22 protein-coding genes are annotated in these 23,330 nt (G+C 66.3%); 9 read left to right on the forward strand and 13 right to left on the reverse strand.

Annotated features, from left to right (window positions below; all coding sequences use genetic code 11):
* Nucleotides 1-110: 110 nt before the first annotated feature.
* Nucleotides 111-890, reverse strand: coding sequence for an enoyl-CoA hydratase (locus V7778_RS18735; RefSeq protein ID WP_335558024.1), 780 nt, complete (start codon nucleotides 888-890; stop codon nucleotides 111-113).
* An 88-nt stretch (nucleotides 891-978) separates the two neighbouring features.
* Between V7778_RS18735 and V7778_RS18740 the strand changes: the two genes are divergently transcribed.
* Entirely contained in the window at nucleotides 979-2,238 is a 1,260-nt protein-coding gene (locus V7778_RS18740; RefSeq protein ID WP_335558026.1) for an MFS transporter, read from the forward strand.
* Nucleotides 2,239-2,417: 179 nt separating this feature from the next.
* On the opposite strand, the gene V7778_RS18745 is transcribed toward V7778_RS18740, so the two are convergent.
* The 3 genes from V7778_RS18745 to apaG form a co-directional block, all read right to left on the reverse strand.
* Nucleotides 2,418-3,542 carry an acyltransferase family protein gene (locus V7778_RS18745; RefSeq protein WP_335558028.1) on the reverse strand — a complete coding sequence of 375 codons (1,125 nt, stop codon included), beginning with the start codon at nucleotides 3,540-3,542 and terminating at the stop codon, nucleotides 2,418-2,420.
* 244 nt (nucleotides 3,543-3,786) lie between these two features.
* Nucleotides 3,787-5,043, reverse strand: coding sequence for a murein transglycosylase A (gene mltA / locus V7778_RS18750; RefSeq protein WP_335558030.1), 1,257 nt, complete (start codon nucleotides 5,041-5,043; stop codon nucleotides 3,787-3,789).
* 130 nt (nucleotides 5,044-5,173) lie between these two features.
* Entirely contained in the window at nucleotides 5,174-5,548 is a 375-nt protein-coding gene (gene apaG / locus V7778_RS18755; protein WP_335558032.1) for a Co2+/Mg2+ efflux protein ApaG, read from the reverse strand.
* A gap of 168 nt (nucleotides 5,549-5,716) precedes the next feature.
* Between apaG and rpe the strand changes: the two genes are divergently transcribed.
* From rpe to trpC, 7 genes are all read left to right on the forward strand, one after another.
* Nucleotides 5,717-6,388, forward strand: a complete 672-nt coding sequence (gene rpe, locus V7778_RS18760; RefSeq protein ID WP_335558033.1) for a ribulose-phosphate 3-epimerase — start codon at nucleotides 5,717-5,719, stop codon at nucleotides 6,386-6,388.
* A complete protein-coding gene (gph, locus tag V7778_RS18765; RefSeq protein ID WP_335558034.1) occupies nucleotides 6,388-7,086 on the forward strand; it encodes a phosphoglycolate phosphatase in 699 nt (232 codons plus the stop codon). Before rpe ends, gph begins: the two co-directional genes overlap by 1 nt.
* Nucleotides 7,087-7,286: 200 nt before the next feature.
* Nucleotides 7,287-8,783, forward strand: a complete 1,497-nt coding sequence (trpE, locus tag V7778_RS18770) for an anthranilate synthase component I (protein ID WP_335558037.1) — start codon at nucleotides 7,287-7,289, stop codon at nucleotides 8,781-8,783.
* 1 nt (nucleotide 8,784) lies between these two features.
* Nucleotides 8,785-9,348 carry an anthranilate synthase component II gene (locus V7778_RS18775; protein WP_335558039.1) on the forward strand — a complete coding sequence of 188 codons (564 nt, stop codon included), beginning with the start codon at nucleotides 8,785-8,787 and terminating at the stop codon, nucleotides 9,346-9,348.
* 230 nt (nucleotides 9,349-9,578) lie between these two features.
* A complete protein-coding gene (trpD, locus tag V7778_RS18780) occupies nucleotides 9,579-10,616 on the forward strand; it encodes an anthranilate phosphoribosyltransferase (RefSeq protein WP_335558041.1) in 1,038 nt (345 codons plus the stop codon).
* Nucleotides 10,616-11,251 carry a LysE family translocator gene (locus V7778_RS18785; protein ID WP_335558043.1) on the forward strand — a complete coding sequence of 212 codons (636 nt, stop codon included), beginning with the start codon at nucleotides 10,616-10,618 and terminating at the stop codon, nucleotides 11,249-11,251. The genes trpD and V7778_RS18785 overlap by 1 nt, the downstream gene beginning before the upstream one ends.
* A gap of 10 nt (nucleotides 11,252-11,261) precedes the next feature.
* The gene (trpC, locus tag V7778_RS18790) at nucleotides 11,262-12,062 is read left to right on the forward strand and encodes an indole-3-glycerol phosphate synthase TrpC (RefSeq protein ID WP_335558044.1); all 801 of its coding nucleotides are present in this window, start codon (nucleotides 11,262-11,264) and stop codon (nucleotides 12,060-12,062) included.
* A gap of 15 nt (nucleotides 12,063-12,077) precedes the next feature.
* On the opposite strand, the gene V7778_RS18795 is transcribed toward trpC, so the two are convergent.
* On the reverse strand, nucleotides 12,078-12,461 hold the full coding sequence (locus tag V7778_RS18795; RefSeq protein ID WP_335558046.1) for a MerC domain-containing protein: 384 nt from the start codon (nucleotides 12,459-12,461) through the stop codon (nucleotides 12,078-12,080).
* Between the two features lie 34 nt (nucleotides 12,462-12,495).
* Entirely contained in the window at nucleotides 12,496-14,586 is a 2,091-nt protein-coding gene (locus V7778_RS18800) for a TonB-dependent receptor domain-containing protein (RefSeq protein WP_335558047.1), read from the reverse strand.
* 170 nt (nucleotides 14,587-14,756) lie between these two features.
* Between V7778_RS18800 and V7778_RS18805 the strand changes: the two genes are divergently transcribed.
* Nucleotides 14,757-15,140, forward strand: coding sequence for a Fur family transcriptional regulator (locus tag V7778_RS18805; RefSeq protein ID WP_335558049.1), 384 nt, complete (start codon nucleotides 14,757-14,759; stop codon nucleotides 15,138-15,140).
* A 90-nt stretch (nucleotides 15,141-15,230) separates the two neighbouring features.
* On the opposite strand, the gene V7778_RS18810 is transcribed toward V7778_RS18805, so the two are convergent.
* The 7 genes from V7778_RS18810 to V7778_RS18840 all read right to left on the reverse strand — a co-directional run bounded on the left by V7778_RS18810 (nucleotide 15,231) and on the right by V7778_RS18840 (nucleotide 23,325).
* Nucleotides 15,231-15,725: a hypothetical protein gene (locus tag V7778_RS18810; protein WP_335558051.1), complete on the reverse strand. Its 495-nt coding sequence runs from the start codon at nucleotides 15,723-15,725 to the stop codon at nucleotides 15,231-15,233.
* Between the two features lie 161 nt (nucleotides 15,726-15,886).
* Nucleotides 15,887-17,209, reverse strand: coding sequence for an amidohydrolase (locus V7778_RS18815; RefSeq protein WP_335558053.1), 1,323 nt, complete (start codon nucleotides 17,207-17,209; stop codon nucleotides 15,887-15,889).
* A 169-nt stretch (nucleotides 17,210-17,378) separates the two neighbouring features.
* Nucleotides 17,379-19,199: a M61 family metallopeptidase gene (locus V7778_RS18820; RefSeq protein ID WP_335558054.1), complete on the reverse strand. Its 1,821-nt coding sequence runs from the start codon at nucleotides 19,197-19,199 to the stop codon at nucleotides 17,379-17,381.
* A 67-nt stretch (nucleotides 19,200-19,266) separates the two neighbouring features.
* Nucleotides 19,267-19,854: a nucleotidyltransferase family protein gene (locus tag V7778_RS18825; protein WP_335558056.1), complete on the reverse strand. Its 588-nt coding sequence runs from the start codon at nucleotides 19,852-19,854 to the stop codon at nucleotides 19,267-19,269.
* A gap of 1 nt (nucleotide 19,855) precedes the next feature.
* Nucleotides 19,856-22,063, reverse strand: a complete 2,208-nt coding sequence (locus tag V7778_RS18830; protein ID WP_335558058.1) for a xanthine dehydrogenase family protein molybdopterin-binding subunit — start codon at nucleotides 22,061-22,063, stop codon at nucleotides 19,856-19,858.
* A gap of 9 nt (nucleotides 22,064-22,072) precedes the next feature.
* On the reverse strand, nucleotides 22,073-22,540 hold the full coding sequence (locus V7778_RS18835; RefSeq protein ID WP_335558060.1) for a (2Fe-2S)-binding protein: 468 nt from the start codon (nucleotides 22,538-22,540) through the stop codon (nucleotides 22,073-22,075).
* 56 nt (nucleotides 22,541-22,596) lie between these two features.
* On the reverse strand, nucleotides 22,597-23,325 hold the full coding sequence (locus V7778_RS18840; protein WP_335558061.1) for a DsbC family protein: 729 nt from the start codon (nucleotides 23,323-23,325) through the stop codon (nucleotides 22,597-22,599).
* Nucleotides 23,326-23,330 lie beyond the last annotated feature (5 nt).

A 23,330-nucleotide genomic window follows, 5' to 3' on the forward strand; every position in this document is an offset into this window, starting at 1 on the left:
AAACCGGCAGAGGCTTGCGCAAGAGGCATTTCAACTGTTGCGTTTTCGCCTCTTGGGCGACGTGACCGGCGCCCAAGAGGCGGGGCTCACGCCCCATTACATATAGACCCTTACAGCCCTTCGAAGTTCGGCTGGCGCTTCTCGAGGAAGGCGGACATGCCCTCTTTCTGCGCCGGGGTGCCGAAACCGGCGTGGAAGTAGCGGCGCTCGTAGCGCACCGCTTCGGTCAACGGCATCTGGTAGGCCTGGTTCACGCAGTCCTTGATCTGCATGGCGACCGATACCGGCATGTCGGCGATGCCCTGGGCAACCTTGAGCGCTTCCTCCATCACGCTTTCCGCCGGATAGACACGCGACACCAGGCCGGTGCGCTCGGCTTCGGCCGCGTCGATCATGCGGGTGGTCAGCAGCAGATCCATGGCCTTGGCCTTGCCGATGGCGCGCGGCAGACGCTGGGTGCCGCCGGCGCCCGGGGTGACGCCCACCTTGATTTCCGGCTGGCCGAACTTGGCGCTGTCCGCGGCGATCAGGAAATCGCACATCATCGCCAGCTCGCAGCCGCCGCCCAGGCAGTAACCCGACACGACGCCGATCACCGGCTTGCGGATATTGAGGATGTGCTCCCAGTTGCGGCCGATGTAGTTGCCCGGGTAGGTGTCGACCGCATAGGTATAGTTCGCCATTGCCGCGATGTCGGCGCCGGCGGCAAAGACCTTTTCGCTGCCGGTCAGCACAATGACATTCACCGCCGGATCGGCGTCGAACTTGTGCAGGGCGTCGCCCAGTTCGTTCATCATGTTGTCGTTCAGCGCGTTCATCGCTTTCGGACGGTTCAGGCGGATGACGGCGACTTTCCCGTGCTGCTCGATCAGCAGGTCTGCGTATTGCATAAAACACCCCTTTGTAGAAATGACACGTAATTCGCGATTGTAGCGCGACTGCTATGATGTCCGGCTTGCCAAATCAACAGAGATCCACATGGGATTTCCCAGCCTGAGCCAGCTGCGTCACGATCCCTTATTGAAGGATGCCGATTTCCGCTGCTTCTGGCTAAGCTGCACGCTCAACCAGTTCGGCGGCCAGGTCACCGCGCTGGCCCTGCCCCTGTGCGCGGTGCTGCTGCTGCACGCCACACCGGCCCAGATGGGTGTGCTCGCCGCCCTGCAGTCCCTGCCCTTCGCCATCTTCGGCCTGCCGGTGGGCGTACTGCTGGAACGCTGCCGCCGCCTGCCCATCCTGCGCCTGACGCAATTCACGCAAGGGCTGGTGCTTGCCTCGGTACCCTGCGCCTGGTGGCTGGGCTGGCTGACTATCTACTGGCTATACGTGGTCGGTTTCGTGATGGGCATGGGCCTGGTAGTGGGCGGGAGCGCGGAACAGATCTTCACCACCTTCCTGGTCGGCCGCGAGCGCCTGATCGATGCCCAGACCCGCCTGACCGCGACCGAATCGGCCGCCAAGCTGGCCGGCCCCGGCATTGCGGGCATCCTGGTCCAGCTGCTCACCGCGCCGGTGGCGATCGCCTGCGAAGCCGCCACCTTCCTCTTCTCGGTGGCGAACCTGCGCCGCATCCGTGCAAAGGAGCCGCAACCGGCGGCGCCCGCCGGGCATCCGCTGCACGACATGATCGATGGATTGCGTTTCGTCTGGCGCCACGACCTGCTGCGCCAGCTGGCCTGGGCCTCCGGCGTCTGGCACCTGCTCTTTTATGGCTATACCGCGCTCCAGGTCTTGTATGCGACCCGCGTGCTGGGCATGCCGCCGGGCGTGCTGGGCGTGGCGCAAATGCTGGGCGGGGTCGGCATCCTGGTGGCGACCGTGGTCATCAAGCCGCTGACGACGCGTTTCGGCACCGGTGGCGTGATCGTGCTGGGCGCCGCGCTGACCGCGGTCACCTTCGCCCTGCTGCCGCTGCTGCCGCGCGACTGGCTGGGCATTCCGGTGCTGACGGCCGCCGCCTACGGCGGACTGGTGTTCCTGTTCGACGCCGGCGCGATGCTGTTCTTTATTCCCTACATCGCCCTGCGCCAGCGCGTGACGCCGGACGCATTCCTCGGGCGGATGGTGTCGACCATGCGCTTCCTCACGGTGGCGACCGCCCCGCTGGGCGCGCTCGCCGCCGGGGCCATGGCCGACCTGTACAGCGTGCGCACGGCGCTGGGATGCATCGCGGCGGGCGCGATCGCGCTGACGGCGTGGATGGTGAGTTACACCACCCTGCGCCAGGTCAGGGACTAGGAGCCTGCGCGAAAGCAGGCTCCTAAGTACTCGGCGAAAAATAAATGTGAGTTTTGGCAAACAGAACCGGGGCGATGCAAGGCGGCGAGTGCGCCGCAGTGCGAGCACTGCAAGCATGAGCCAACGCAGCAGCGCGCCGGTTAAGGCAGCCAAAAACACATTTATTTATTGGCGAGTACTTAGGCAGGACTGGCCGGGGCGCCGCGCGAGCGGAAGCCCTGCCACGCGGCGGCCAGTGCTTCCAGGCGCGCCCGGATCCAGTTGCGCGTCCGGTAGCGGGTGCGTTCGGCCAGGGTGCCGATCGCCACCACGGTCAGGACGGTGGCGCCCAGCACTTCGAAGAAGAACAGGTAGCCGGTCGGGTCGCCGTTGATGAGCGCGCCGTAGAACTGCACCAGCGGCTGGTGCAGCAGGTAAAGCGGGAAGGTGAAGCTGGCCGCCCAGCGGATCGGCTTCTCGAGGATCCCGAGCGGCAGGGCGAAACGATGACCGATGCCGCGGAAACCGATGAAGTTGGCGGCGACGATCAGCCCCAGCAGGTAGTCGGTGACGAAATAGCGCGAGTGGGCGATCAATTCGAAGTACTTCGGACCGAGCATCTCTTTGCTGATGCCCTTCCCGACCTGGGTCATGCGCGCGTCGCAGAACCAGATGAAGGCCAGCACCGAGCCGATGAACAGGAGCCAGTACACCGGCTCGCCGAGCCGCTCGAGGCGCTTGTCGCGATGAATCCAGACACCCAGCATCCAGACCGGGAACAGCAGCAGGATCTTGGGGCCGATCAGCAGGCAGGCGGCGAGCAGCAGGAGCACGCGGCGGCGTCCGCTGCAGAAGAAGGCGATCGCGAACAGGACGTAGTACCACATCTCGTAGCAGAGCGACCAGAACGGGATGTTCGAGAACAGCATGACCGACTGGTTCCAGGACTGGTTCATGAAGAACAGGCTGATCCCCATGCGCAGCAGCGCCGCGCCTTCGGTGGTCTTGCCGTCGGCGTAGAACTGGGGACCGTACTGCTGCCCGACCATGTCCAGCACCGGGGTGAGCAGGATGGCGGGGATGACCAGCGGGTAGAAGCGCGCGATGCGGCTGGACCAGTAATCGATGGGGGTACGTTCGCGCGTGCTGGTGATATAAGAGATCACGAAGCCGGACAGCACGAAGAAGATCACGACGGCTTCGTGGCCGATCGTGTTGAGCGGGTGGCCCGGTGTCAGGTAGCGCAGGTCGGTGTGGAGCAGGACGACCAGCGAGGCAGCAAAAATGCGCAGCGCATCCAGGTAAATGGAGAATTCTTTTTGCATGGACAACCTCGCGATCTTGCTTCTTGTAAAAACAACATGAGAATGTTATCACGAAGATATTGCCTACCGTTTTGGCACGCGCAAAAAAACCGGGGTGCGACAACGTTTCGGCCCCGGCCGCCACCCGGTAGGGTTGGCGGCTTGGCCGCCGACGCGGCGATCGCCTGCGGCGGCTATCTCGCCGACGGGCCGGCGGACACCGGTTGAACGCGTCGGCAGCAAAGCCGCCGACGCGACGGTCCGATCATGGCGCCGCTTTCGGCAGCAGCACCCAGAGCTGGCCCGGCTGCTTCATCAGCCCCGCATTCTCCACCGCCTCCGGCCCGAAGCCGTAGAAGAAGTCGGCGCGCACCGCGCCGCGGATGGCGCCGCCCGTGTCCTGCCCCATTACCAGGCGCTGCAGGGTCGCCCCGTCTTTCGGGAAGGTGGTCGACAACCAGATCGGCGCCCCCAGCGGCAGGATGGTGCGGTCGATGGCGACCGAGCGTCCCGGCGTGAGCGGCACGTTGAGCGAGCCGCGCGGGCCGACGTTCGGGTCGGTCACTTTCTCTTCGCGGAAGAAGATATAGCTGGGATTGACGTTGAACAGCTCCTGGCGGCGCTCCGGATTGGCGGCCAGCCAGGCGCGGATCGACTGCGCCGATACCTGCTCGGCCGTCATGATGCCCTGCTCCACGAACCAGCGGCCGATGGCTTTGTAGGGGTGGCCGTTCTGGTCGCCGTAGGCCACGCGCACGGTCTCGCCGCTGTCCAGCTGGACGCGGCCCGAGCCCTGCACTTCCAGGAAGAAGGCCTCGACCGGATCGCTCACCCACAGCAGTTCCTTGCCCGCCAGCGGCGCGCGCGCGATCTCGGCGCGGCTGCTGTAGGGGACCACGGTCTTGCCCTGCAGGCGGCCGCGCAGGCGCCGCCCCTTCAGGTCGGGATAGACGCTGCCCAGGTCGATCGTGAGCAGGTCGTCCGGCACGCGGTAGAGCGGGGTCTGGTAGTCGCCGCCGCGCTTGCGGGCGCCGTAGAGCATGGCCTCGTAGTAGCCGGTAATCATGCCGGTGTCGGTACCGTCCGGGTTGCGCACCATATTCGGCACGAAGTTGGCCTCGAAATAGGCGCGGATGGCGGCGTCGTCCTGGGCGTCGACCGTGCGCGCGGCGGCGCAAGAAGCGCCCCAGCCGGCGCGTGACGCCAGCACGCGGCAGGACTGCAGGAAGGCCGGCCAGGCCTGGCGCAGGTCGTCCTGCTGCCAGCCGGGCAGTGCGCCGAAGTCGACCGGGGTCAGGGGCGGCGCTGGCGGCGGTGGCGCGGGTGGCGCGGGTGGCTGCACCGGCGGCTGGGCCGGAGGCACTCCGACGGGCCCCACCGGCGGCGGCATCCGGATGTCCGGCTGGCCCGGCGGCGGCGTGGAGGGCTGGGGCGGGGCCGGCGGCTGCGGCGTGCTCGAACAGGCGCCCAGGAAGGCGACGAGAGCGAGCGAAGCGGGTACACTGCGGCGTGTCGTAAGCATAAGGACCGATATGTGGATCTTGATGGTGGAAGCCGGCGTGGCGCTGTTCCTGCTCGTATTTATCGTCTGGTGGACGATGTTCGCCGGCCGGAAGGATACAAACCACGACGACGATAAGAGCGAGCGCTGATCAATGCAGGGTGCGCGGCAGCGACAGCAGGAATTCCGGAATCGCGACCTCGAAACGGTGGCCGTCCTCGGCAACGCAGAAGTATTCGCCGCCCATCGAGCCCTGCGGCGTGGCGATCTGGGTCCCGCTCGAGTATTCGAACTGTTCGCCCGGCTGCAGCAGCGGCTGGTGGCCGACCACGCCGAGTCCCCGTACTTCCTGGATCCTGTTGTTGGCATCGGTGATCACCCAATGACGTGAGATCAGCTGCGCGGCGATGTCGCCCGTGTTCTTGATCGTGATCGTATACGCGAAGACGAAATGGTCCTTGTCCGGGTTGGACTGGTCTTCCAGGTATTGCGTTTTGACGGTGACGGCGAAATCGTAGACAGGCATGGTTTTTCCTTGCAGGGTGTTGGCCTGCCCGGCGGGCGCGGCCCGCCGAGCAGCGCTGTGTGGCGCAAACGACAATCATACCGCCTGGCGCCGATTCCGGTCGCCTGGGCGCTGCACCTTGCCATGGTGCAGCGTAAAATAGCGGATTCCCTTTAGCGCATTGTCATCATGACCACCTACCGCATCGCTCCCAGCATCCTGTCCGCCGATTTCGCCCGCCTGGGCGAGGAAGTGCGCAATGTCGTCGCCGCCGGCGCCGACATGATCCATTTCGACGTGATGGACAACCACTACGTCCCGAACCTGACCATCGGCCCGCTGGTCTGCCAGGCGATCCGCCCGCACGTGCAGGTGCCGATCGACGTGCACCTGATGGTCAAGCCGGTCGACCGCATCATCCCGGACTTCGCCAAGGCCGGCGCCAACATCATTACCTTCCACCCGGAAGCCTCGGAACACATCGACCGCACCCTGCAGCTGATCCGCGACCACGGCTGCAAGGCCGGCCTGGTGTTCAACCCGCATACCCCGCTGCACTACCTGGAGCACGTCATGGACAAGATCGACATGATCCTGATCATGTCGGTCAACCCGGGCTTCGGCGGCCAATCCTTCATCCCCCAGGCGCTGAAGAAGATCGCCATGGCGCGCCGCATGATCGACGAATCGGGCCGCGACATCATGCTGCAGGTCGACGGCGGCATCAAGGCCGAGAACATCGCCGAAGCAGCGGCGGCGGGCGCCGACACCTTCGTGGCCGGCTCGGCCATCTTCGGCAAGCCGGACTACAAGGCCGTGATCGACGCCATGCGCGTCGAACTGGCCAAAGTGGGCAGCTGATGCGTAGCGGCGCAATGGCAATCCGGGCCGCCATCATCGACCTCGACGGCACCATGCTCGACACGGTGCCCGACTTCGAAGCGGCCCTGAACGGCATGCGCGCCGAGCTTGGCCTGGGTCCCATCACCCAGGCCGTCATCAAGCCCATGGTCGGCAAGGGCTCCGAAAAGCTGGTGCGCGACGCCCTGCTGCTCGACTGGGATGCGGAGCGCGTGGACGCCATCCATGCTGATGCGATGGCCGCCTACCAGCGCCACTACCTCGCCATCAACGGCGACCGCAGCACCCTGTTCGACGGCGTGATCGAAGGCCTGCAGGCGATGCGCGACGATGGCCTGCGCCTGGTCTGCGTCACCAACAAGCCGCTCGCCTTCACGCTGCCGCTGCTCGACCAGAAAGGCCTCGCGCCTTATTTCGAGCGGGTCTTCGGCGGCGACTCGTTCGCGAGGAAGAAGCCCGACCCCATGCCGATGCTGGGCGCCTGCGCCGCGCTCGACCTGCCGCCATCCAGGGTGGTGGCGATCGGCGACTCGTCCAACGACGCGGAAAGCGCGCGCGCCGCGGGCTGTTATGTGCTCACCGTGCCATATGGTTATAACCACGGACGGCCTGTACAAGAAATTAATTCTGATGGTATAGTGAGTTCGCTGCTAGATGCGGCAGCCTTGATTCGTGCACACAACCGCACTGCCACCTAACTTATCTAACCATGTTTTTCACCAAAAAACACACTGTCAACCAGACCGGCGCCCTTGAGGCCTGGCTGTGGCGACGCTGGCAATCCTGGGCTAACTAAGCCGTATCGATTGCTGCCGGTGCTCGCGTTCGCGCTCAACCCCGGCAGGTTTTTTGAAGTGCACCACCGCCCTCTTCCCTCACGGGCGGCCTGGAGAAGAACATGACCGAACTCGAATTCAAATCGCTGGCCAACCAGGGCTACAACCGCATTCCGCTCATCGCCGAAGCCTTCGCCGATCTCGAGACCCCGCTCACGCTGTACCTCAAGCTGGCCCAGTCCCAGAAGAACGGCAAGAACACCTTCCTGCTGGAGTCGGTCGTCGGCGGCGAGCGCTTCGGGCGCTTCTCCTTCATCGGCCTGCCGGCCCACACCCTGGTGCGCACCAGCGGCAACCTGACCGAGGTCGTCAAGCACGGCGAAGTGACCGAGACCTTCGACGGCAACCCGCTCGACTTCATCGAACAGTACCAAAGCCGCTTCAAGGTCGCGCTGCGCCCCGGCCTGCCGCGCTTCTGCGGCGGCCTGGCCGGCTACTTCGGCTACGACACCGTGCGCCACATCGAGCGCAAGCTGGCGCACAGCTGCCCGCCGGATGAACTCGGCCTGCCCGACATCCAGCTGATGCTCACCGAGGAACTGGCGGTGATCGACAACCTGTCGGGCAAGCTCTACCTGATCGTCTATGCCGATCCTGCCCAGCCGGAAGCCTACGCCAAGGCGCGCCAGCGCCTGAAGGACCTGCGCATGATGCTGCGCCGGAGCGTGGACGCGCCGGTGACCTCCAGCTCGGTGCGCACCGAAGCCGTGCGCGACTTCGGCAAGGAAGCCTACCTGAAGGCGGTGGCCAAGGCCCATGAGTACGTGATGGCGGGCGACCTGATGCAGGTGCAGATCGGCCAGCGCATCCGCAAGCCCTACGTGGATTCGCCGTTGTCGCTGTACCGCTCGCTGCGTTCGCTGAATCCCTCGCCCTATATGTACTACTACAACTTCGGCGACATGCAGATCGTCGGCGCCTCGCCGGAGATCCTGGTGCGCAACGAAGCCCTGGCGGAGGGCGGCAAGAAAGTCACCCTGCGCCCGATCGCCGGCACCCGCCCGCGCGGCTCGACGCCGGAGCGCGACGCCGAGCTGGCCGACGAGCTGCTGTCCGACCCGAAGGAAGTCGCCGAGCACGTGATGCTGATCGACCTGGCGCGCAACGACATCGGCCGCATCGCGCAGACCGGCAGCGTCAAGGTCACCGACCGCATGGTGATCGAGAAGTACTCGCACGTGCAGCACATCGTCTCGAACGTGGAAGGCGTGCTCAAGGACGGCATGTCCAACCTCGACGTGCTGCGCGCGACCTTCCCGGCCGGCACCCTGACCGGCGCGCCGAAAGTGCGCGCCATGGAAGTGATCGACGAGCTGGAGCCGGTCAAGCGCGGCATCTATGGCGGCGCCTGCGGCTACCTTTCTTTCGGGGGCGAGATGGACGTCGCGATCGCGATCCGCACCGGCGTGATCAAGGACGGCAACCTCTACGTGCAGGCCGCGGCCGGCATCGTGGCCGACTCCATTCCCGAGATGGAATGGCAGGAAACCGAGAACAAGGCGCGCGCCGTGCTGCGCGCGGCCGAACAGGTGCAAGACGGCCTGGATGGGGAGTTCTGACATGCTGCTCATGATCGACAACTACGATTCCTTCACCTACAACATCGTCCAGTATTTCGGCGAACTCGGCGAAGAGGTGGTCACCGTGCGCAACGACGAGATCACGCTCGAGCAGATCGAGGCCATGCGCCCCGAGCGCATCTGTATCTCGCCGGGGCCGAAGGCGCCCAAGGATGCCGGCCTGTCGCTGGACATCCTGCGCGAGTTCAAGGGCAAGCTGCCGATCCTGGGCGTGTGCCTGGGACACCAGGCGATCGGCGAGGCCTTCGGCGGCAAGGTCATCCGCGCCAAGCAGGTCATGCACGGCAAGACCTCGCTCATCGCGCATACGGGCGAAGGGGTGTTCAAGGATCTGCCGACGCCCTTCACCGTGATCCGCTATCACTCGCTCGCCATCGAACGGTCCTCGCTGCCGGACTGCCTGGAAGTGACGGCGTGGACCGACGACGGCGAGATCATGGGCGTGCGGCACAAGGAGTACGACATCGAGGGGGTGCAGTTCCATCCCGAGTCGATCCTGTCGGAGCATGGGCATACGCTGCTCAAGAATTTCCTGACGCGTTAAGTGCTTGCGCCGAAGCGCGCCCGCACTGCCTGTACACGTAAGACCGTCATTCCCGCGAAGGCGGGAACCCAAGTTCGTCGCGCACCACTTACCTCAAGCGTAGTCGCTGCGCATGCAAACTTGGATCCCCGCCTGCGCGGGGAGTCGTTGCCTCCAGTGGAGGCAACGACAGGTAAAGCTAACGCTCCCTCTTAGAAGCAGACGTTCACTTTTAGCATACTGGACCCGCCATGCCGATCACCCCTCAAGAAGCCCTGCTGCGCTGCATCGAACACCGCGAGATCTTCCACGACGAGATGCTGCACCTGTTCCGCCAGATCATGTCCGGCGAGATGTCCCACACCATGATCGCAGCCCTGACCATGGGCCTGCGCGTGAAGAAGGAAACCATCGGCGAGATCACCGCCGCCGCTCAGGTGATGCGCGAATTCTCCACCAAGGTGCCGATGGCCGACACCACCAACCTGCTCGACATCGTCGGCACGGGCGGCGACGGCGCGAATACCTTCAACATCTCGAGCGCCTCGATGTTCGTGGCCGCCGCCGCCGGCGCGCGCATCGCCAAGCACGGCGGACGCAGCGTGTCCTCGTCCTCGGGCAGCGCCGACGTGATCGAGGCGCTGGGCGCCCACATCGACCTGAAACCCGAACAGATCGCCCAGTCGATCGCCCAGACCGGCATCGGCTTCATGTTCGCGCCCAACCACCACGCCGCCATGAAATTCGCCGCACCGGTGCGGCGCGAGATGGGCGTGCGCACCATCTTCAACATCCTGGGCCCGCTGACCAACCCGGCCGGCGCCCCCAATATCCTGATGGGCGTGTTCCACCCCGACCTGGTCGGCATCCAGGTGCGCGTGCTGCAGCGCCTCGGCGCCCAGCATGCGATGGTGGTCTGGGGCCGCGACAACATGGACGAGGTCTCGCTCGGCGCCGGCACCCTGGTCGGCGAACTGGTCGACGGCGAGATCCGCGAATACGAAATCCATCCGGAAGACTACGGCATGCAGATGATCTCCAGCCGCAACCTGAAGGTGGCCGACAAGATCGAATCGAAGGCGCGCGTGCTCGAAGCCCTGCGCGGCGAGCCCGGCCCGGCGACCGACATCGTGGCCCTGAACGCCGGCACCGCGCTGTACGCGGCGGGCGTCGCGCCGTCCATCGAGGAAGGCCTGGCCAGGGCGCGCCAGGCGATCGCTTCCGGCGCGGCCCTGGCCAAGCTCGAGCAGTTCGTGAGCGTGACGCGCCAGCTCGCCGGGGTGGCCTGATGTTCGGCATCCAGGACCTGGGCGTCTTCATCGTTGCCGGCCTGATGCTCAACATCATGCCGGGGCCGGATTCGCTCCTGATCATGACGCGCAGCGCCAGCCAGGGCTGGAAGGCCGGCTCGGCGGCCGCACTGGGCATCGGCGCCGGCACCTTCGTGCACATCCTCGCGGCGGCGCTCGGCCTGTCGGCCGTGCTCGCCACTTCGGCGACCGCCTTCACCGTGGTCAAGCTGCTTGGCGCGGCCTACATCCTCTACATGGCGATCGGCCTGCTGCGCAGCAAACCCGAGCAGACTGCCGCGGCAGCCCCCGTCCTGCCCGCCCTGCCCTTCCGCACGATCTTCGCGCAAGGCTTCCTGACCAATGTGCTGAATCCGAAGGTGGCGCTGTTCTTCCTGGCCTTCGTGCCCCAGTTCATCAGTGCCGATGCGCCGAGCAAGGCGATCGCCTTCATCGTCCTGGGCTGCATCTTCAACATCAACGGCATGCTGTGGTGCCACGCCCTGGCCCTGTTCACCGCCCAGGCCAGCGCCCGCCTCAAGCCGCCCGCCGCCGTCACCCTGTGGCTGAACCGCGCCACCGGCGGCCTGTTCATCTGGCTCGGCGTCAAGCTGGCGCTGTCGAAGCAACACTAAAGGTTTTTTCATGTCCGACATCCTGAACAAGATCCTGGCCGTCAAGGCCGACGAAGTGGCCGCCGCCAAGAAGCAGCGCGACCTCTTCAGCCTGCGCCGCGAGGTCGAAAGCGACCTCGAAGCGCGCCGCGCCCTGCGCGGTTTCGAGCGCAGCCTGCGCGCGAAGATCGGCGCCGGCGGGGCCGGCGTGATCGCCGAGGTCAAGAAAGCCTCGCCCTCGAAAGGCGTACTGCGCCCGGACTTCCAGCCGGCCGCGATCGCGCAGAGCTACGCCGAACACGGCGCGGCCTGCCTGTCGGTGCTGACGGACGAGCAGTTTTTCCAGGGCGCGCCCGACTACCTGCGCCAGGCGCGCGCCGCGTGTTCGCTGCCGGTACTGCGCAAGGACTTCATGGTCGACCTCTACCAGGTGTACGAAGCGCGCGCCATGGGCGCCGACGCCATCCTGCTGATCGTCTCGGCCCTCGACCACGGCCTGATGGCCGAACTCGAAGCCTGCGCGCTGGAACTGGGCATGGACGTGCTGGTGGAAGTGCACGACGGCGAGGAACTCGACGCCGCGCTCAAGCTGCGCACGCCGCTGGTGGGCATCAACAACCGCAACCTGCGCAGCTTCGAGGTCACGCTCGACACCACTCTCGGCCTGCTCGACCGCATTCCGCAGGACCGCCTGGTCGTGACCGAATCGGGCATCCTGGGCCAGGCCGACGTGGCGCGCATGCGCGCCGCGAAGGTGCACGCTTTCCTGGTGGGCGAAGCCTTCATGCGCGCCGAGAATCCGGGCGCCGAACTGCAGCGCCTGTTCGAATAAGAAGCAGGCGAGGGTTTATGCAGTGCAATGGGCGCAGAAGCGCCGGTTGCGGATATGGGCGATCAGCAGCAGCACGCCGCTGAGGACTGCGCCGGCGGCTTCCGCCGCTTCGCCGTACATTGGGCTCAGAACGAAGATGGCGGCAAGGAAGCTGCCCAGGCCAAGCGCGCCCAGCGCCAGCACCACGCCGTCGCGGTGGCGCAGGTAGCCGGGCAGCAGCGACAGCAGCACCGGCACGCTGATCGCGGCCAGCAGGCTGTTGTGGAAGCTGTCGTGCTCGTGCGCCAGCCCCAGCATGGGGAAGGCTGCCATCAGCAGCGGCATGGCCAGGCAATGCGCCAGGCAGAGGGCGGACGCCGTCATGCCCGCGTAGTCGCCGAACCTGATCAAGCTTTTCATGTCCCTCTCCCGGTTGTCGAATGGCGCGCGCTGATCAGAAGATCAGGCGCAGGCCGGCGGTCAGGTTGCGGCCGGTGAGCGGCGCCACTTCCTTGATGAAGGAGGTGTGGCTCAGCGCCAGCTCGTCGGTCACGTTGTTGATGCGGGCATAGAACTGGGCCGGGATGCCGCCGATGCGGGTGGTGTAGTGCGTGCCCAGGTTGAGCATGTTGTAGCCCGGCGTCGCGCTTTCGAAGTCGGCCACCTTGTCCTGCTTGCCGACGCGGTAGAACTCGACCAGGCCATGCCAGTGCTTCCACTCGCCGTCCAGCTTCACGCCCACGCGGTGGGCCGGGATGCGCGGCAGGTTGCCGGCGCCATCCGCGAATTTGGCGCGCACATAATCGCCGAACACGGTCGCGCTCAGCAGCGGCGAGAACTTGTGGCGCAGCTCCCCTTCCAGGCCGGTGAAGGTGGCGTCGCGCTGGCCGTACTCGATCAGCTGGAAGCCCTCGACGTCGTCCAGGGTGTGGGCGTAGATGTAGTCGTTGACGCGGTTGCGGAAAGCGCTCACCGAGAAGGTGGTGGTGCCGCTGAACTTGCGCAGGGTGAGGTCGACGTTGTTCGAGGTTTCCTTCTTCAGGTCCTGGTTGCCGAGCTCGTAGGTGCTGGTCGCCAGGTGCACGCCGTCCGCGTACAGCTCCTCGGCGGTGGGCAGGCGGTGGCTGCGCGACAGCGAGCTGCGCAGCGAATAGTCCGGCGCCAGCTTCCACACCGCGCCGACCGAGACCGATGTCCCCTTGGCTTCGTTGTCGCGCAGTGCGCCGGCGACGTCGATGTCCTGCCATTCGTGGCGCGCGGCGGCCTCGAAGCGCCAGGCGTCCAGCTTGTATTCCTCGGTCACGAACACCGCATGTTTCTTGGTGACGCTGGACGGCACATAGGCTTCATCGCCCAGCGCGCTGAAGTCGCGCTTGGTCGTCTGCGCGCCGAGCACGCCGCGCCAGCCGCCCAGGGGCGCGTGCACGGCTTCGACGCGCAGGTCGCGGCCCTTGTTCTTGAACGAGGTGGCTACTTCGCCGTCTTCCAGCTCGTCGTGCTGGTAATCGGTGAGCGAGGCGCGCAGGCGGATCTTGTCGATACCTGCCACCGGATTGCGGTATTCGCCGCGGATGTCCCAGCGGTCGCTGTTCATGCGCACGACCGGGACGTCCTCCGCGCCGTGTTCGTGCTCGTGGTCCTCGCCCTCTTCGCCCTCTTCGCCTTCGTGATCGTCGTGGCCGCCGCAATGCAGGTGGTCGCCGTGCGGATGGCAGCTCTCGAATTCATGGCCGTGACCGGGAATGCCGTACTCGGTGCGCTCCTTGGTATAGGCGGCGCCGATGAAGCCGCGTTCGCCGATCCAGGACAGGCCGACGGTGCCGCTCTCGGTATTCTTGAAGCTGCCGCCGACGCGCTGCCCTTCCGCCCAGTCGCTGCCCACGCGGTAGGGGTCGGCGTCGCGCTTGACACCCTCGGCGTGCACGGCGATGTTGCCGGCGCCGCTGGTCACCTCGAAGGCGCCGGTGCGCTCGTGCGCGGCCGAGTTCCCGCGCAGCTCCATGCTGCCCTCGACGGGCTTGGACGGCATCGCGGTCGGGATCTTGCGGTCGAGGATGTTCACCACGCCGCCCACCGCGCCGCCGCCGTAGGCCAGGGCCGACGGCCCGCGCAGCACTTCGATGCGCTCGGCCAGCACGGGTTCAAACGCAATGGCGTGGTCGGGGCTGATGGTGGAGGCGTCCTGCACTTCCGCGCCGTCCGACAGGATCTTCACGCGTGGGCCGTCCATGCCGCGGATCACCGGGCGGCTGGCGCCGGCGCCGAAGTGGCTGGAGGTGATGCCCGGCTGGTTGGCGAGGGTCTCGCCCAGGGTCGATTCGCGGGCGCGCACCAGCTCGCTGCCGCCGAGGGAATTCACCGGAGTGATCATGTCGTCTCCCACCACGCCGAGCGCGCTGGCGGACACGACCACGGTCGGCACGCTGTCCGGATCCTTGGCCTGCAGGCGGCTCTGGGCCGATTGGGCATGGGCCGCCAGGGGCGTGCCGAAGGCCAGCATCAGGGCCAGGGTGAGCGGGGTGTGCTTGCAGGTGAGGAGAGGCATGAGACAATTCCTTGTATTGAAGACAATGGCCGGCGCGGGGCATGGATGCGTGCTTGCTCGCGGCGTCTAATGATAAGCGATTATCATTAGTGGCTAATGATAAGGCATTATCATTAAGAGCTCAAGCCCCACACTGGTCCGCGTGCTCCCGTTCAGGTATTCTTCGCCTCATGCAACGTAATACACGCCAAAAATCCGCCATCCTGCATGCGATCGAGCATGCGCGCCGCCCGCTGTCTCCGCAGGAGATCCTGGCCGAGGCCAGCCGCGACGTGAGCCAGCTTGGAATGGCGACCGTGTACCGCAACCTGAAATCGCTGGTGGACGAAGGCGCGCTGAAGGTGGTGACCCTGCCGGGCGAAGGCGCGCGCTACGAATCGACGACGGCGGCCGACCACCACCACCATCATTTCCAGTGCACGCAGTGCCAGCGCGTGTTCGACGTGCACGCCTGCCCGGGCGACATCGAGCACATGGCGCCAAAGGGCTTCAGCGTCGAGCGGCACGAACTGACCCTCTACGGCCGCTGCGCCGACTGCAAGAAAGCCGCCTGAGATTCGTCCGAGACCCGCCCGAAAACGACAAGGGCACGCCCCCGCGTGCCCTTGTCCATGCGCTTGCCGGGCGCGCGGCCCAGCAGACGATCAGTGCGATCCGCCCGCGGCCACTGGCTGCGCCGCCGGCTGTGTCGCCTGCGCCGTCGCCGGCGCCGCTGCCGGACCAATGGTGCTGCTCTGCCCCATTATGATCTGGAACAGGTTCGGGTAGTCATAGGCTGCGCCCGATGCCACGTCGACGCCTGCGCCAATCACGCCGCCGAACACGATGTTCCCGAAGGCCATGCCCTTGGTCGAGGACTTGATGGTGGCCAGGCCGGCCTCCATGCCCGCTTTCTCGCATTTCACGTTCATGTCGCCGTAGGCGCGGCGAATGGTGACCGTGCCCGGCGTGGTCACGAAATAGACGCCCTTTTCATTCTCCAGCTTGCACGACGCGCCATCGACCCTGCCGGTCGGCTGCATCGTCTCGACCGACACGACCTGGCTGGTGCCGCTGACGATCGACGCGCAGCCGGTCAGGTTGCCGGCCGCCGCGATGACGGCGAGCGAAATGATGGTGCGGATAATTAGCTTGGACATGTCTTTCCCCGAATGGACCGGCTGTCGCCGGAATAGTTATTGGAAAGACACTTATAAAGAGGTAACTAATTAGCAGCAATACATATTTATCCTGGGTAAAAATGTGTTGCTACTGGATGACATTTTGTTAATTATGACAATCCATGTTGTCACAATCCGCGCTATTTCGCCAGCATGTTCAGTACGGCCAGGCTCATGGCCTGCGCAGCAGTCTTGATCGACGGCTCCGGCACCGGCGCGTAGAACGGCGAGTGGTTGAAGGCGATCGGCTTGCCGCCCGGACGCTCCGCTTCCGCCACCACTTTCGGATCGTAGACGCCGGTGAAGAAGAACATGCCGGGAACGCCTTCGTTCACGAACATCGAGAAGTCCTCGCTGGCCGTCATCGCCGGCATGCGCTGGGCATTGGCGGCGCCGAAGGCGTCCTTGAACACGGCCTCGGTCTTGCTGACCAGCTCCGCGCTGTTGACGATGGCCGCGCCGCCACCGCCCACGTTCATCTCGGGCGCCGGTGCGCCGGCCATGGCGGCGGAGGCGTTGGCGACACGGCGCACGCCTTCCACCAGCTTGGCGCGCACCTGCGGGCTGTAGGAGCGGATGGTGCCGCGCACCTGCACGCTGTCGGGGATGATGTTGCCCACCGTGCCGCCCTGGATCGCGCCGATGGTGACGACGCCAAATTCCTTGGGATCCTTCTCGCGGCTGATCACGGTCTGCACATCGACCACGAAGCGCGCGGCGATGGCGATCGGGTCGATGGTCTTGTCCGGCGCCGAGCCGTGGCCGCCGCGGCCCTTGAACACGATCTCGAGCGCATCCGAGTTGGACGACACCGGGCCGTCGTTGAAGCCGACGGTGCCGTGGGCCAGCGGCCAGGAATGCAGGGCGAAGGCATAGTCCGGCTTGGGGAAGCGCTTGAACAGGCCGTCGTCCAGCATGGCCTTGGCGCCGGCAACGATTTCCTCGGCCGGCTGGCCGATGAAGACCAGGGTGCCCTTCCATTGCGATTTGAGTTCCACCAGGGTGCGCGCGGCGCCCAGCCAGCTCGCCATGTGGATGTCGTGGCCGCAGCTGTGGGCGACGAAGCTTTCGCGCCCATCGCTCATCGCCTTGGCGCGGCTGGCGTAGGGCAAGCCGGTCTTTTCTTCCATCGGCAGGCCGTCCATGTCGGTGCGCACCAGGACCGTCGGGCCGGCGCCGTTCTTCAGCACCGCGACGACGCCGGTCTTGCCGACCTTCTCGGTCACCTCGAAGCCGAGCTTGCGCATCTCGGCGGCCAGCTTGCCGGCGGTGCGCATTTCCTGGAAGGCGATTTCGGGGTGGGCGTGCAGGTCCTTATAGACCTTGTCGAGCCAGGGGTACATGGCGTTGACACGGGTGGCGACCTCGCCCTTGAGCGGCGCGGCCTGCTGGGCCTGGGCGGGGAAGAGGGAGAACGCGAGGACGGTGGCGGCGGCGATGCGGGTGAGTGGGCGGTTCAACATGGGCCTCTTATCGTGGGTGAAAAGATTCACCTACGATAGCATGCCGTGACGCCTTGCATATGGCGGTTGGACGCGCCGGCGTCTGTCATTCAGGCCACTGGCCTGAATGACCCCGCCGACCCTACGTAGGGTTGGCGGCTATGTCGCCGATGCGTTCAACGCACCGCGATCACACCGCGCTGGGCCGCCTGATGGCGACCGACTTCTTGCCGGCCACCGCCTGCGACAAGGTGATGCCCGGCACGCGGTCGCCATGCAGGGTCACCTCGAAGGCCATCAGCTCGTCGCGGCGGAAGGCGTGCACGGTCACCTTGTCGCCCACGCGGTAGCGGCCCAGCAGCGTGTCGATGTTGGGCGGGTTGCCGCTCACGCGCAGGCCGTCGATGGCGATCACGACGTCGTGCGCCGACAGGCCGGCCTGGTGCGCCGCCCCGCCCTCGTGCACCTGGGTCAGCTTGGCGCCCAGCGGGTCGCGGCCGATGCCGGCGTCCAGCGAAGGCTTGCCGTTCTTGCGCTCGTCCGTCACCTTGACGCCCAGCGGCGCATACAGCTTGGCCAGCGGCAGGTCTTCGGTCCCGCGCACGTAGCGCTCGAACATGCTCTTCAGTTTCAGCCCGCTCACTTCGTCGAACAGGACTTCCAGCTCGGCTTCGGTCACGCCGCGGCCGACGGACGGGTAGAAGTCGCGGCCGTAGCGTTCCCACAGCGCCAGCATCACGTCGTCCAGCGACCTGGCGCCATTGGTCTTGGCGCGGATGGTCAGGTCGAAGGCGAGCGCGATCAGCGAGCCCTTGGTGTAGTAGCTGATGATGGCGTTGGCCGAGTTCTCGTCCTGGCGGTAGTACTTGCTCCAGGCGTCGAAGCTCGATTCGGCCACGCTCTGCTTGGTGCGGCCGCTGCCGCGCAGGACGCCGCCGATGGTCTTGCCCAGCAGCTTGAAGTAGGTCGGCTCGCCGATGATCCCGCTGCGCACCAGCATCAGGTCGTCGTAGTAGCTGGTGAAGCCTTCGAACAGCCACAGGAGCGGGGTGTAGTTCTCGACTTGCAGGTCGTAGGGCGCGAACACGGCCGGCTTGATGCGCTTGACGTTCCAGGTGTGGAAGTACTCGTGGCTGCACAGGCCCAGGAAGCGCAGATAGCCCTCGCCCGGCTCGGCGCTCTTGGGCGTGGCGGTGCTGGGCAGGTCGGCGCGCGCGCAGATCAGGGCGGTCGAGGCGCGGTGTTCCAGGCCGCCGTAGCCGTCGCCCACCGCCATGGTCATGAAGACGTAGCGCTCCATCGGCGCCTGTTTCGACTTCGGCTCGAAGAAGGCGATCTGGGTTTCGCAGATGGCCTTCAGGTCGGCCTGCAGGCGCGCCATGTCGAGGTTGGGCACGCGGCCGGTGACGACGATGTCGTGCGGGATGCCGTGGGCCTTGAAGGTGGCCAGTTCGAAGTCGCCCATCTCGACCGGATGGTCGATCAGCTCGTCGTAGTTGCTTGCGGCGTAGGTGCCGAAGCCGTAGCGCCTGGCGCCCAGTTCCGCCATCGCGGTGGCCACGCGCCAGGTCCGCGCCGCCGGGTCGGCCGGGCGCTGGATGTCGACCAGGTGCGGGGTCTCTTCCTGTCCCAGCACGCGCAGGAAGACGCTGGTGCCATTGAAGAAGCCGTGGGTCTGGTCAAGGTGGGCGGCGCGCACCGACAGGTCCCAGGCATACACCTCGTAGTGCAGGCTCAAGGGGCCTGCGCAGGGAGCCGCGCGCCAGGAATGCTTGTCCAGCTTGGTCAGCGCCACCGCGGCGCCGCCGGCTTCGGCGCGGATGCGCACGATGTTGCGGGCGAACTCGCGGATCATGTAGCTGCCGGGAATCCAGGCAGGCAGCGCGAACACCTGTCCTTCGGGATCGGGCGCCGCAACCGTGAGGCTCACATTGAACAGGTGGCCGGCCAGGTCCTTGGGGACGATGGTGTACTGGATTGCGGGCTGCTTTTTCTGGGATGGTTTTTTCATATGGAGAATGGGTCTCGCGCCGGATTTCCCGTAGTGTAATCGGATTCTTGCGCAGGCAGCAAAACAGTCAGGACGCCAGGTCGGCCGGGCTGTCGACGTCGCGCAGGATGCCCGGATCGTCCACCGCCACCTCGGTCACGGGGTGGGAGGCCAGCAGGCGGCGTGCGCCCTGGTCGCCGCTCATCGCCAGTAAGGCATCGCGGTGCATGGCGCCGAAGGCCACCGGATTGCCGCGCCGGCCCTCGAACACGGGCGCCGCGATCTGGGCGCCCTCCTCCAGCGCGCGGCGCAGGGCCTGCAGGGTCGCTTCCCGTACAAAGGGCATGTCGCCCAGCGCCACCAGCCAGCCGTCTGCCGGCAAGGAGTGACGGACGGCGTGGACCAGCGACAGTCCCATGCCGCTGTCGGCGTCATGGCAGGTCGTGACTTCGCAGCCCAGTTGCTGGAGGATGGCGGCCACGCCGCCATCGCCCGGCGGCACCACGGCCACCACGCGGGGAAACACGGAAAGAAGATGGCGCGCGCTGGCGGCCACCACGGGCTCGCCGCCGGGAAGCCGCTGCAGCAGCTTGTTGCGGGCGCCGCTGGGATCGAAGCGGCGCCCGCGGCCGGCGGCAAGGAGAATACCGACCGAATGCGCGGCCAGGCGCGTCATCTCAGGCCGAGGCCAGGTCGAACGGCAGCTTGCGCAGGCGCTTACCCGTCAGGCGGAACACGGCGTTGGCCAGGGCCGGCGCCAGCGGCGGAAGGCCCGGCTCGCCCAGCCCGGTGGGCGGATCGTTCGAGGGCACGATGTGCACGTCCACCCGCGGCATGTCGCTGTGACGCGCCACCGCGTAGTCGCCGAAGTTCTGCTGCTCGACCACGCCGTCCTTGAGCGTGATCGCCGCGTTGGGCAGGGTCATGCCCAGGCCCATCAGGGCCGCACCTTCCACCTGGGCGGCGATCGACAGCGGATTCACGGGCTGGTTGCAGTGCACGCCGGCGGTCACCTTGTGCAGCTTGGGCGCGCCATTCGCGATCGAGGCCTCGACCACGTAGGCGACCACGGTGTTGAAGGACTCGTGCACCGCCACGCCCCAGGCCCGCCCCTTCGGCAGGGCCTTCTTGCCATAGCCCGACTTGGCCACCGCCAGGTCGAGCGCGGCCAGGTGGCGCACATGCTTCGCTCCCATCAGCTTCTTGCGGTAAGCTACCGGGTCCATCTTCGCCAGGTGGGCGGCTTCGTCGATCAGGGTTTCCATCACGAAGGCGGTGTGGGTCGATCCGACCGAGCGCCACCACAGCACCGGCACATTCGCCTTCACCTGATGTACCGTGAGGTGCAGCGGCACCTCATAAGGCGACCCCATGCCTTCGACCGTGGTGCCATCGACGCCGTTCTTGACCATCATCGGCTCGAACAGGGTGCCGGTCAGGATCGACTGCCCGACGATCTTGTGGTCCCAGGCCAGGATCCCGCCCTTGGCGTCCAGGCCGATCTCGGCGCGGTGCACATAGGCCGGGCGGTAGTAGCCGCCCTTGATGTCGTCCTCGCGGCTCCACACCAGCTTGAGCGGTTCCGCATGGCCCTTGGCGCGCCACTCCCTGGCCACGCGCACGGCATCGGCGATCCATTCCGAGGTCGGCACCGCGCGCCGGCCAAAGCCGCCGCCCGCCATCATGGTGTTGATCGTCACCTGCTCGGGCTTCAGGCCCAGGATCTTGGCGGCGACCTGCTGGTCCACGGTCTGGAACTGGGTGCCGGCCCAGATGGTGCAGGCCTCGCCTTTCAGCTCGACCACGCAGTTGAGCGGCTCCATCGGCGCGTGCGCCAGGTAGGGGAATTCGTAGATGGCCGAGATGCGCTGGGCGCTATCCGCCAGTTGCGAGACGTCGGCCTGGCGCGCCACCGCGCCGCCGCCGGCCTTGGCCAGGGCGACGTAGTCCGCCAGCTGCTTGCCGGAGCTGACTTTCTCCACCGCGGCCGTGTCCCACTCGAGCTGCAGCGCATCGCGGCCCTGCTTGGCCGGCCAGTAGCCCTCGGCCACCACGGCCACGCCGCGCGCGCCGCGGTCCAGGTCCACCTCGAACACGTCGAGCACGCCCTTGACGGCGCGCGCCGCCGCCGCGTCCACGCGCGCCACCTTGGCGCCGAACACCGGCGGACGGGCGATCAGTACGGTCTTGGCATTGGCCGGCGTGAAGTCGATGCCGAACTGCTGCTTGCCGGTCGACTTGGCGCGCGCATCGATGCGGCGCGTCGGCTTGCCGATATAGCGGAACTGCTTCGGCTCCTTGAGCACGACGGTGGCCGGCACCGGCTGTCGCATCGCCGCGTCGGCCAGGGCGCCATAGCTGGCCTTCTGGCCCGCCGGGCCGATGACCATGCCCTTCTCGGTGCGCAGCTGGGCCGGCGCCAGCTTCCACTGCTCGGCGGCGGCCGCCACCAGCATGGCGCGGGCGCGGGCGCCGATCTCGCGGTACTGGGTGTAGGAGTGGGCGATCGAACCCGATCCGCCGGTGATCTGCACGCCGAAGGCCGGGTCTTTATAGGCCTCGCCGGCCGGGGCCAGCTCGCCACGCATCTGCGACCAGTCGGCGTCCATCTCTTCGGCGATCAGCATCGGCAGCGAGGTTTGCACGCCCTGGCCGAATTCCAGGCGGTTGACGATCACGGTGATGGTGTTGTCCGGCGCCACGCGCAGGAAGGCGTTCGGCGCGTAGGTCCTGGCCGGCGCGGCGGCCTGGGCGAACCTGTTCGATCCGGGCAGGAAGAAGCCCAGCACCAGGCCGCCGGTGGCGGCCGCACCGGCCTTCAGGAAGCCGCGGCGGGACGTGACAGGCTGCGCGACGGCGTCGCGTGCGATCCATTCGATGCGCATGGCGGCTCCTCAGGCGAGCGAGGTAAGTGTCTGGGCCGCGTCCTTGATGGCCGCGCGGATGCGTTGGTAGGTGCCGCAGCGGCAGATGTTGCCGCTCATGGCGTTGTCGATATCGGCGTCGCTGGGGCGCTTGTTGGTGCGCAGCAGCGCGGTGGCGCTCATCACCTGCCCGCTCTGGCAGTAGCCGCACTGCGGCACGTCGTGCTTGACCCAGGCGTCCTGCACCGCCTTGCCGACCTTGTCGTTCTCCATCGCTTCGATGGTGGTGATCTTTTGGCCCTGGGCCGCCGAGATCGGCGTGATGCAGGAGCGGATCGGGGCGCCGTCCAGGTGCACGGTGCAGGCGCCGCACAGGGCGGCGCCGCAGCCGAACTTGGTGCCGGTCATGTTCAGGTTATCGCGCAGCGCCCACAGGATGGGCGTGGACGGGTCGGCGTCGACCTGGAGGTCGCGCCCGTTGATGTTCAAGGTGACCATGTGCTGCTCCCTAGTGGTTGGTACGGGCGATGCGCTTGTAATGATGTGTTCAGCGCTTATTTTTTTGCTTCGAGCGACGACAGCTTGTCTTCCAGTCCCTTCAGGTCGACCGCGCCCGGAATGCGCGAGCCGTCCGTGAAGAAGATCGCCGGGGTGCCCGAGATCTTCAGCTTCTGTCCCAGGGCGGCGACCTTCTCGTTCGGGGTCTCGCAGGCGGCGGGGGCGGCTGGCGGCACCTTGCCGTTGATCATCCAGTCGTCCCAGGCCTTCACGCGGTTCGGCGCGCACCAGATGTTCTTCGACTTCACGAACGAATCCTCGGACAGGATGTTGTACATGAAGGTGTAGATGGTGACGTTGTCGATGTCCTTGAGCGTGGTCTGGCGCAGGCGCTTGCAGTAGCCGCAGTTCGGGTCCTCGAACACGGCGATCACGCGCTTCCCGTTGCCCTTGACCTGCTTCAGGGCCATCTCGAGCGGCAGCTCGCTGAACTTGATCTTGTTGATGTCGTCGATGCGCTCGCGCGTCAGGTTGCGCGAGGACTTGGCGTCGTAGACATGGCCGATGAACAGGTACTCGCCCTTCTTGTCGGTGTACAGGATGTCGCCCGCCACCCGCACTTCGTACAGTTCGCCATACGGCGTTTCCTTGACCGACTCGATCTTGGCGCCGCCCAGGCGCGGTTCGAGCGCCTTCCTGATGTTCGCCTCGGTATTGTTCTGGGCGTCCACGCAGGACGCCATCAGCCCCGTCGCCAGCAGGACGGCGAGCTTGGTTTTGACCATGTTGA

Source organism: Massilia sp. DD77, assembly GCF_036961685.1.
Classification (GTDB): domain Bacteria; phylum Pseudomonadota; class Gammaproteobacteria; order Burkholderiales; family Burkholderiaceae_D; genus Telluria.

What these genes read in the sequence shown, in the direction of transcription:
- trpD (WP_335558041.1), top strand. Translation starts at nt 9,579, where the DNA reads ATGCCGATCACCCCTCAAGAAGCCCTGCTGCGCTGCATCGAACACCGC.
- V7778_RS18805 (WP_335558049.1), top strand. Translation starts at nt 14,757, where the DNA reads ATGCAACGTAATACACGCCAAAAATCCGCCATCCTGCATGCGATCGAG.
- mltA (WP_335558030.1), bottom strand. Translation starts at nt 5,043, where the DNA reads ATGCTTACGACACGCCGCAGTGTACCCGCTTCGCTCGCTCTCGTCGCC.
- V7778_RS18785 (WP_335558043.1), top strand. Translation starts at nt 10,616, where the DNA reads ATGTTCGGCATCCAGGACCTGGGCGTCTTCATCGTTGCCGGCCTGATG.
- V7778_RS18735 (WP_335558024.1), bottom strand. Translation starts at nt 890, where the DNA reads ATGCAATACGCAGACCTGCTGATCGAGCAGCACGGGAAAGTCGCCGTC.
- V7778_RS18740 (WP_335558026.1), top strand. Translation starts at nt 979, where the DNA reads ATGGGATTTCCCAGCCTGAGCCAGCTGCGTCACGATCCCTTATTGAAG.
- V7778_RS18835 (WP_335558060.1), bottom strand. Translation starts at nt 22,540, where the DNA reads ATGGTCACCTTGAACATCAACGGGCGCGACCTCCAGGTCGACGCCGAC.
- V7778_RS18825 (WP_335558056.1), bottom strand. Translation starts at nt 19,854, where the DNA reads ATGACGCGCCTGGCCGCGCATTCGGTCGGTATTCTCCTTGCCGCCGGC.
- V7778_RS18800 (WP_335558047.1), bottom strand. Translation starts at nt 14,586, where the DNA reads ATGCCTCTCCTCACCTGCAAGCACACCCCGCTCACCCTGGCCCTGATG.
- V7778_RS18820 (WP_335558054.1), bottom strand. Translation starts at nt 19,199, where the DNA reads ATGAAAAAACCATCCCAGAAAAAGCAGCCCGCAATCCAGTACACCATC.
- rpe (WP_335558033.1), top strand. Translation starts at nt 5,717, where the DNA reads ATGACCACCTACCGCATCGCTCCCAGCATCCTGTCCGCCGATTTCGCC.
- trpC (WP_335558044.1), top strand. Translation starts at nt 11,262, where the DNA reads ATGTCCGACATCCTGAACAAGATCCTGGCCGTCAAGGCCGACGAAGTG.
- V7778_RS18795 (WP_335558046.1), bottom strand. Translation starts at nt 12,461, where the DNA reads ATGAAAAGCTTGATCAGGTTCGGCGACTACGCGGGCATGACGGCGTCC.
- V7778_RS18775 (WP_335558039.1), top strand. Translation starts at nt 8,785, where the DNA reads ATGCTGCTCATGATCGACAACTACGATTCCTTCACCTACAACATCGTC.
- V7778_RS18810 (WP_335558051.1), bottom strand. Translation starts at nt 15,725, where the DNA reads ATGTCCAAGCTAATTATCCGCACCATCATTTCGCTCGCCGTCATCGCG.
- V7778_RS18830 (WP_335558058.1), bottom strand. Translation starts at nt 22,063, where the DNA reads ATGCGCATCGAATGGATCGCACGCGACGCCGTCGCGCAGCCTGTCACG.
- V7778_RS18840 (WP_335558061.1), bottom strand. Translation starts at nt 23,325, where the DNA reads ATGGTCAAAACCAAGCTCGCCGTCCTGCTGGCGACGGGGCTGATGGCG.
- gph (WP_335558034.1), top strand. Translation starts at nt 6,388, where the DNA reads ATGCGTAGCGGCGCAATGGCAATCCGGGCCGCCATCATCGACCTCGAC.
- V7778_RS18815 (WP_335558053.1), bottom strand. Translation starts at nt 17,209, where the DNA reads ATGTTGAACCGCCCACTCACCCGCATCGCCGCCGCCACCGTCCTCGCG.
- V7778_RS18745 (WP_335558028.1), bottom strand. Translation starts at nt 3,542, where the DNA reads ATGCAAAAAGAATTCTCCATTTACCTGGATGCGCTGCGCATTTTTGCT.
- apaG (WP_335558032.1), bottom strand. Translation starts at nt 5,548, where the DNA reads ATGCCTGTCTACGATTTCGCCGTCACCGTCAAAACGCAATACCTGGAA.
- trpE (WP_335558037.1), top strand. Translation starts at nt 7,287, where the DNA reads ATGACCGAACTCGAATTCAAATCGCTGGCCAACCAGGGCTACAACCGC.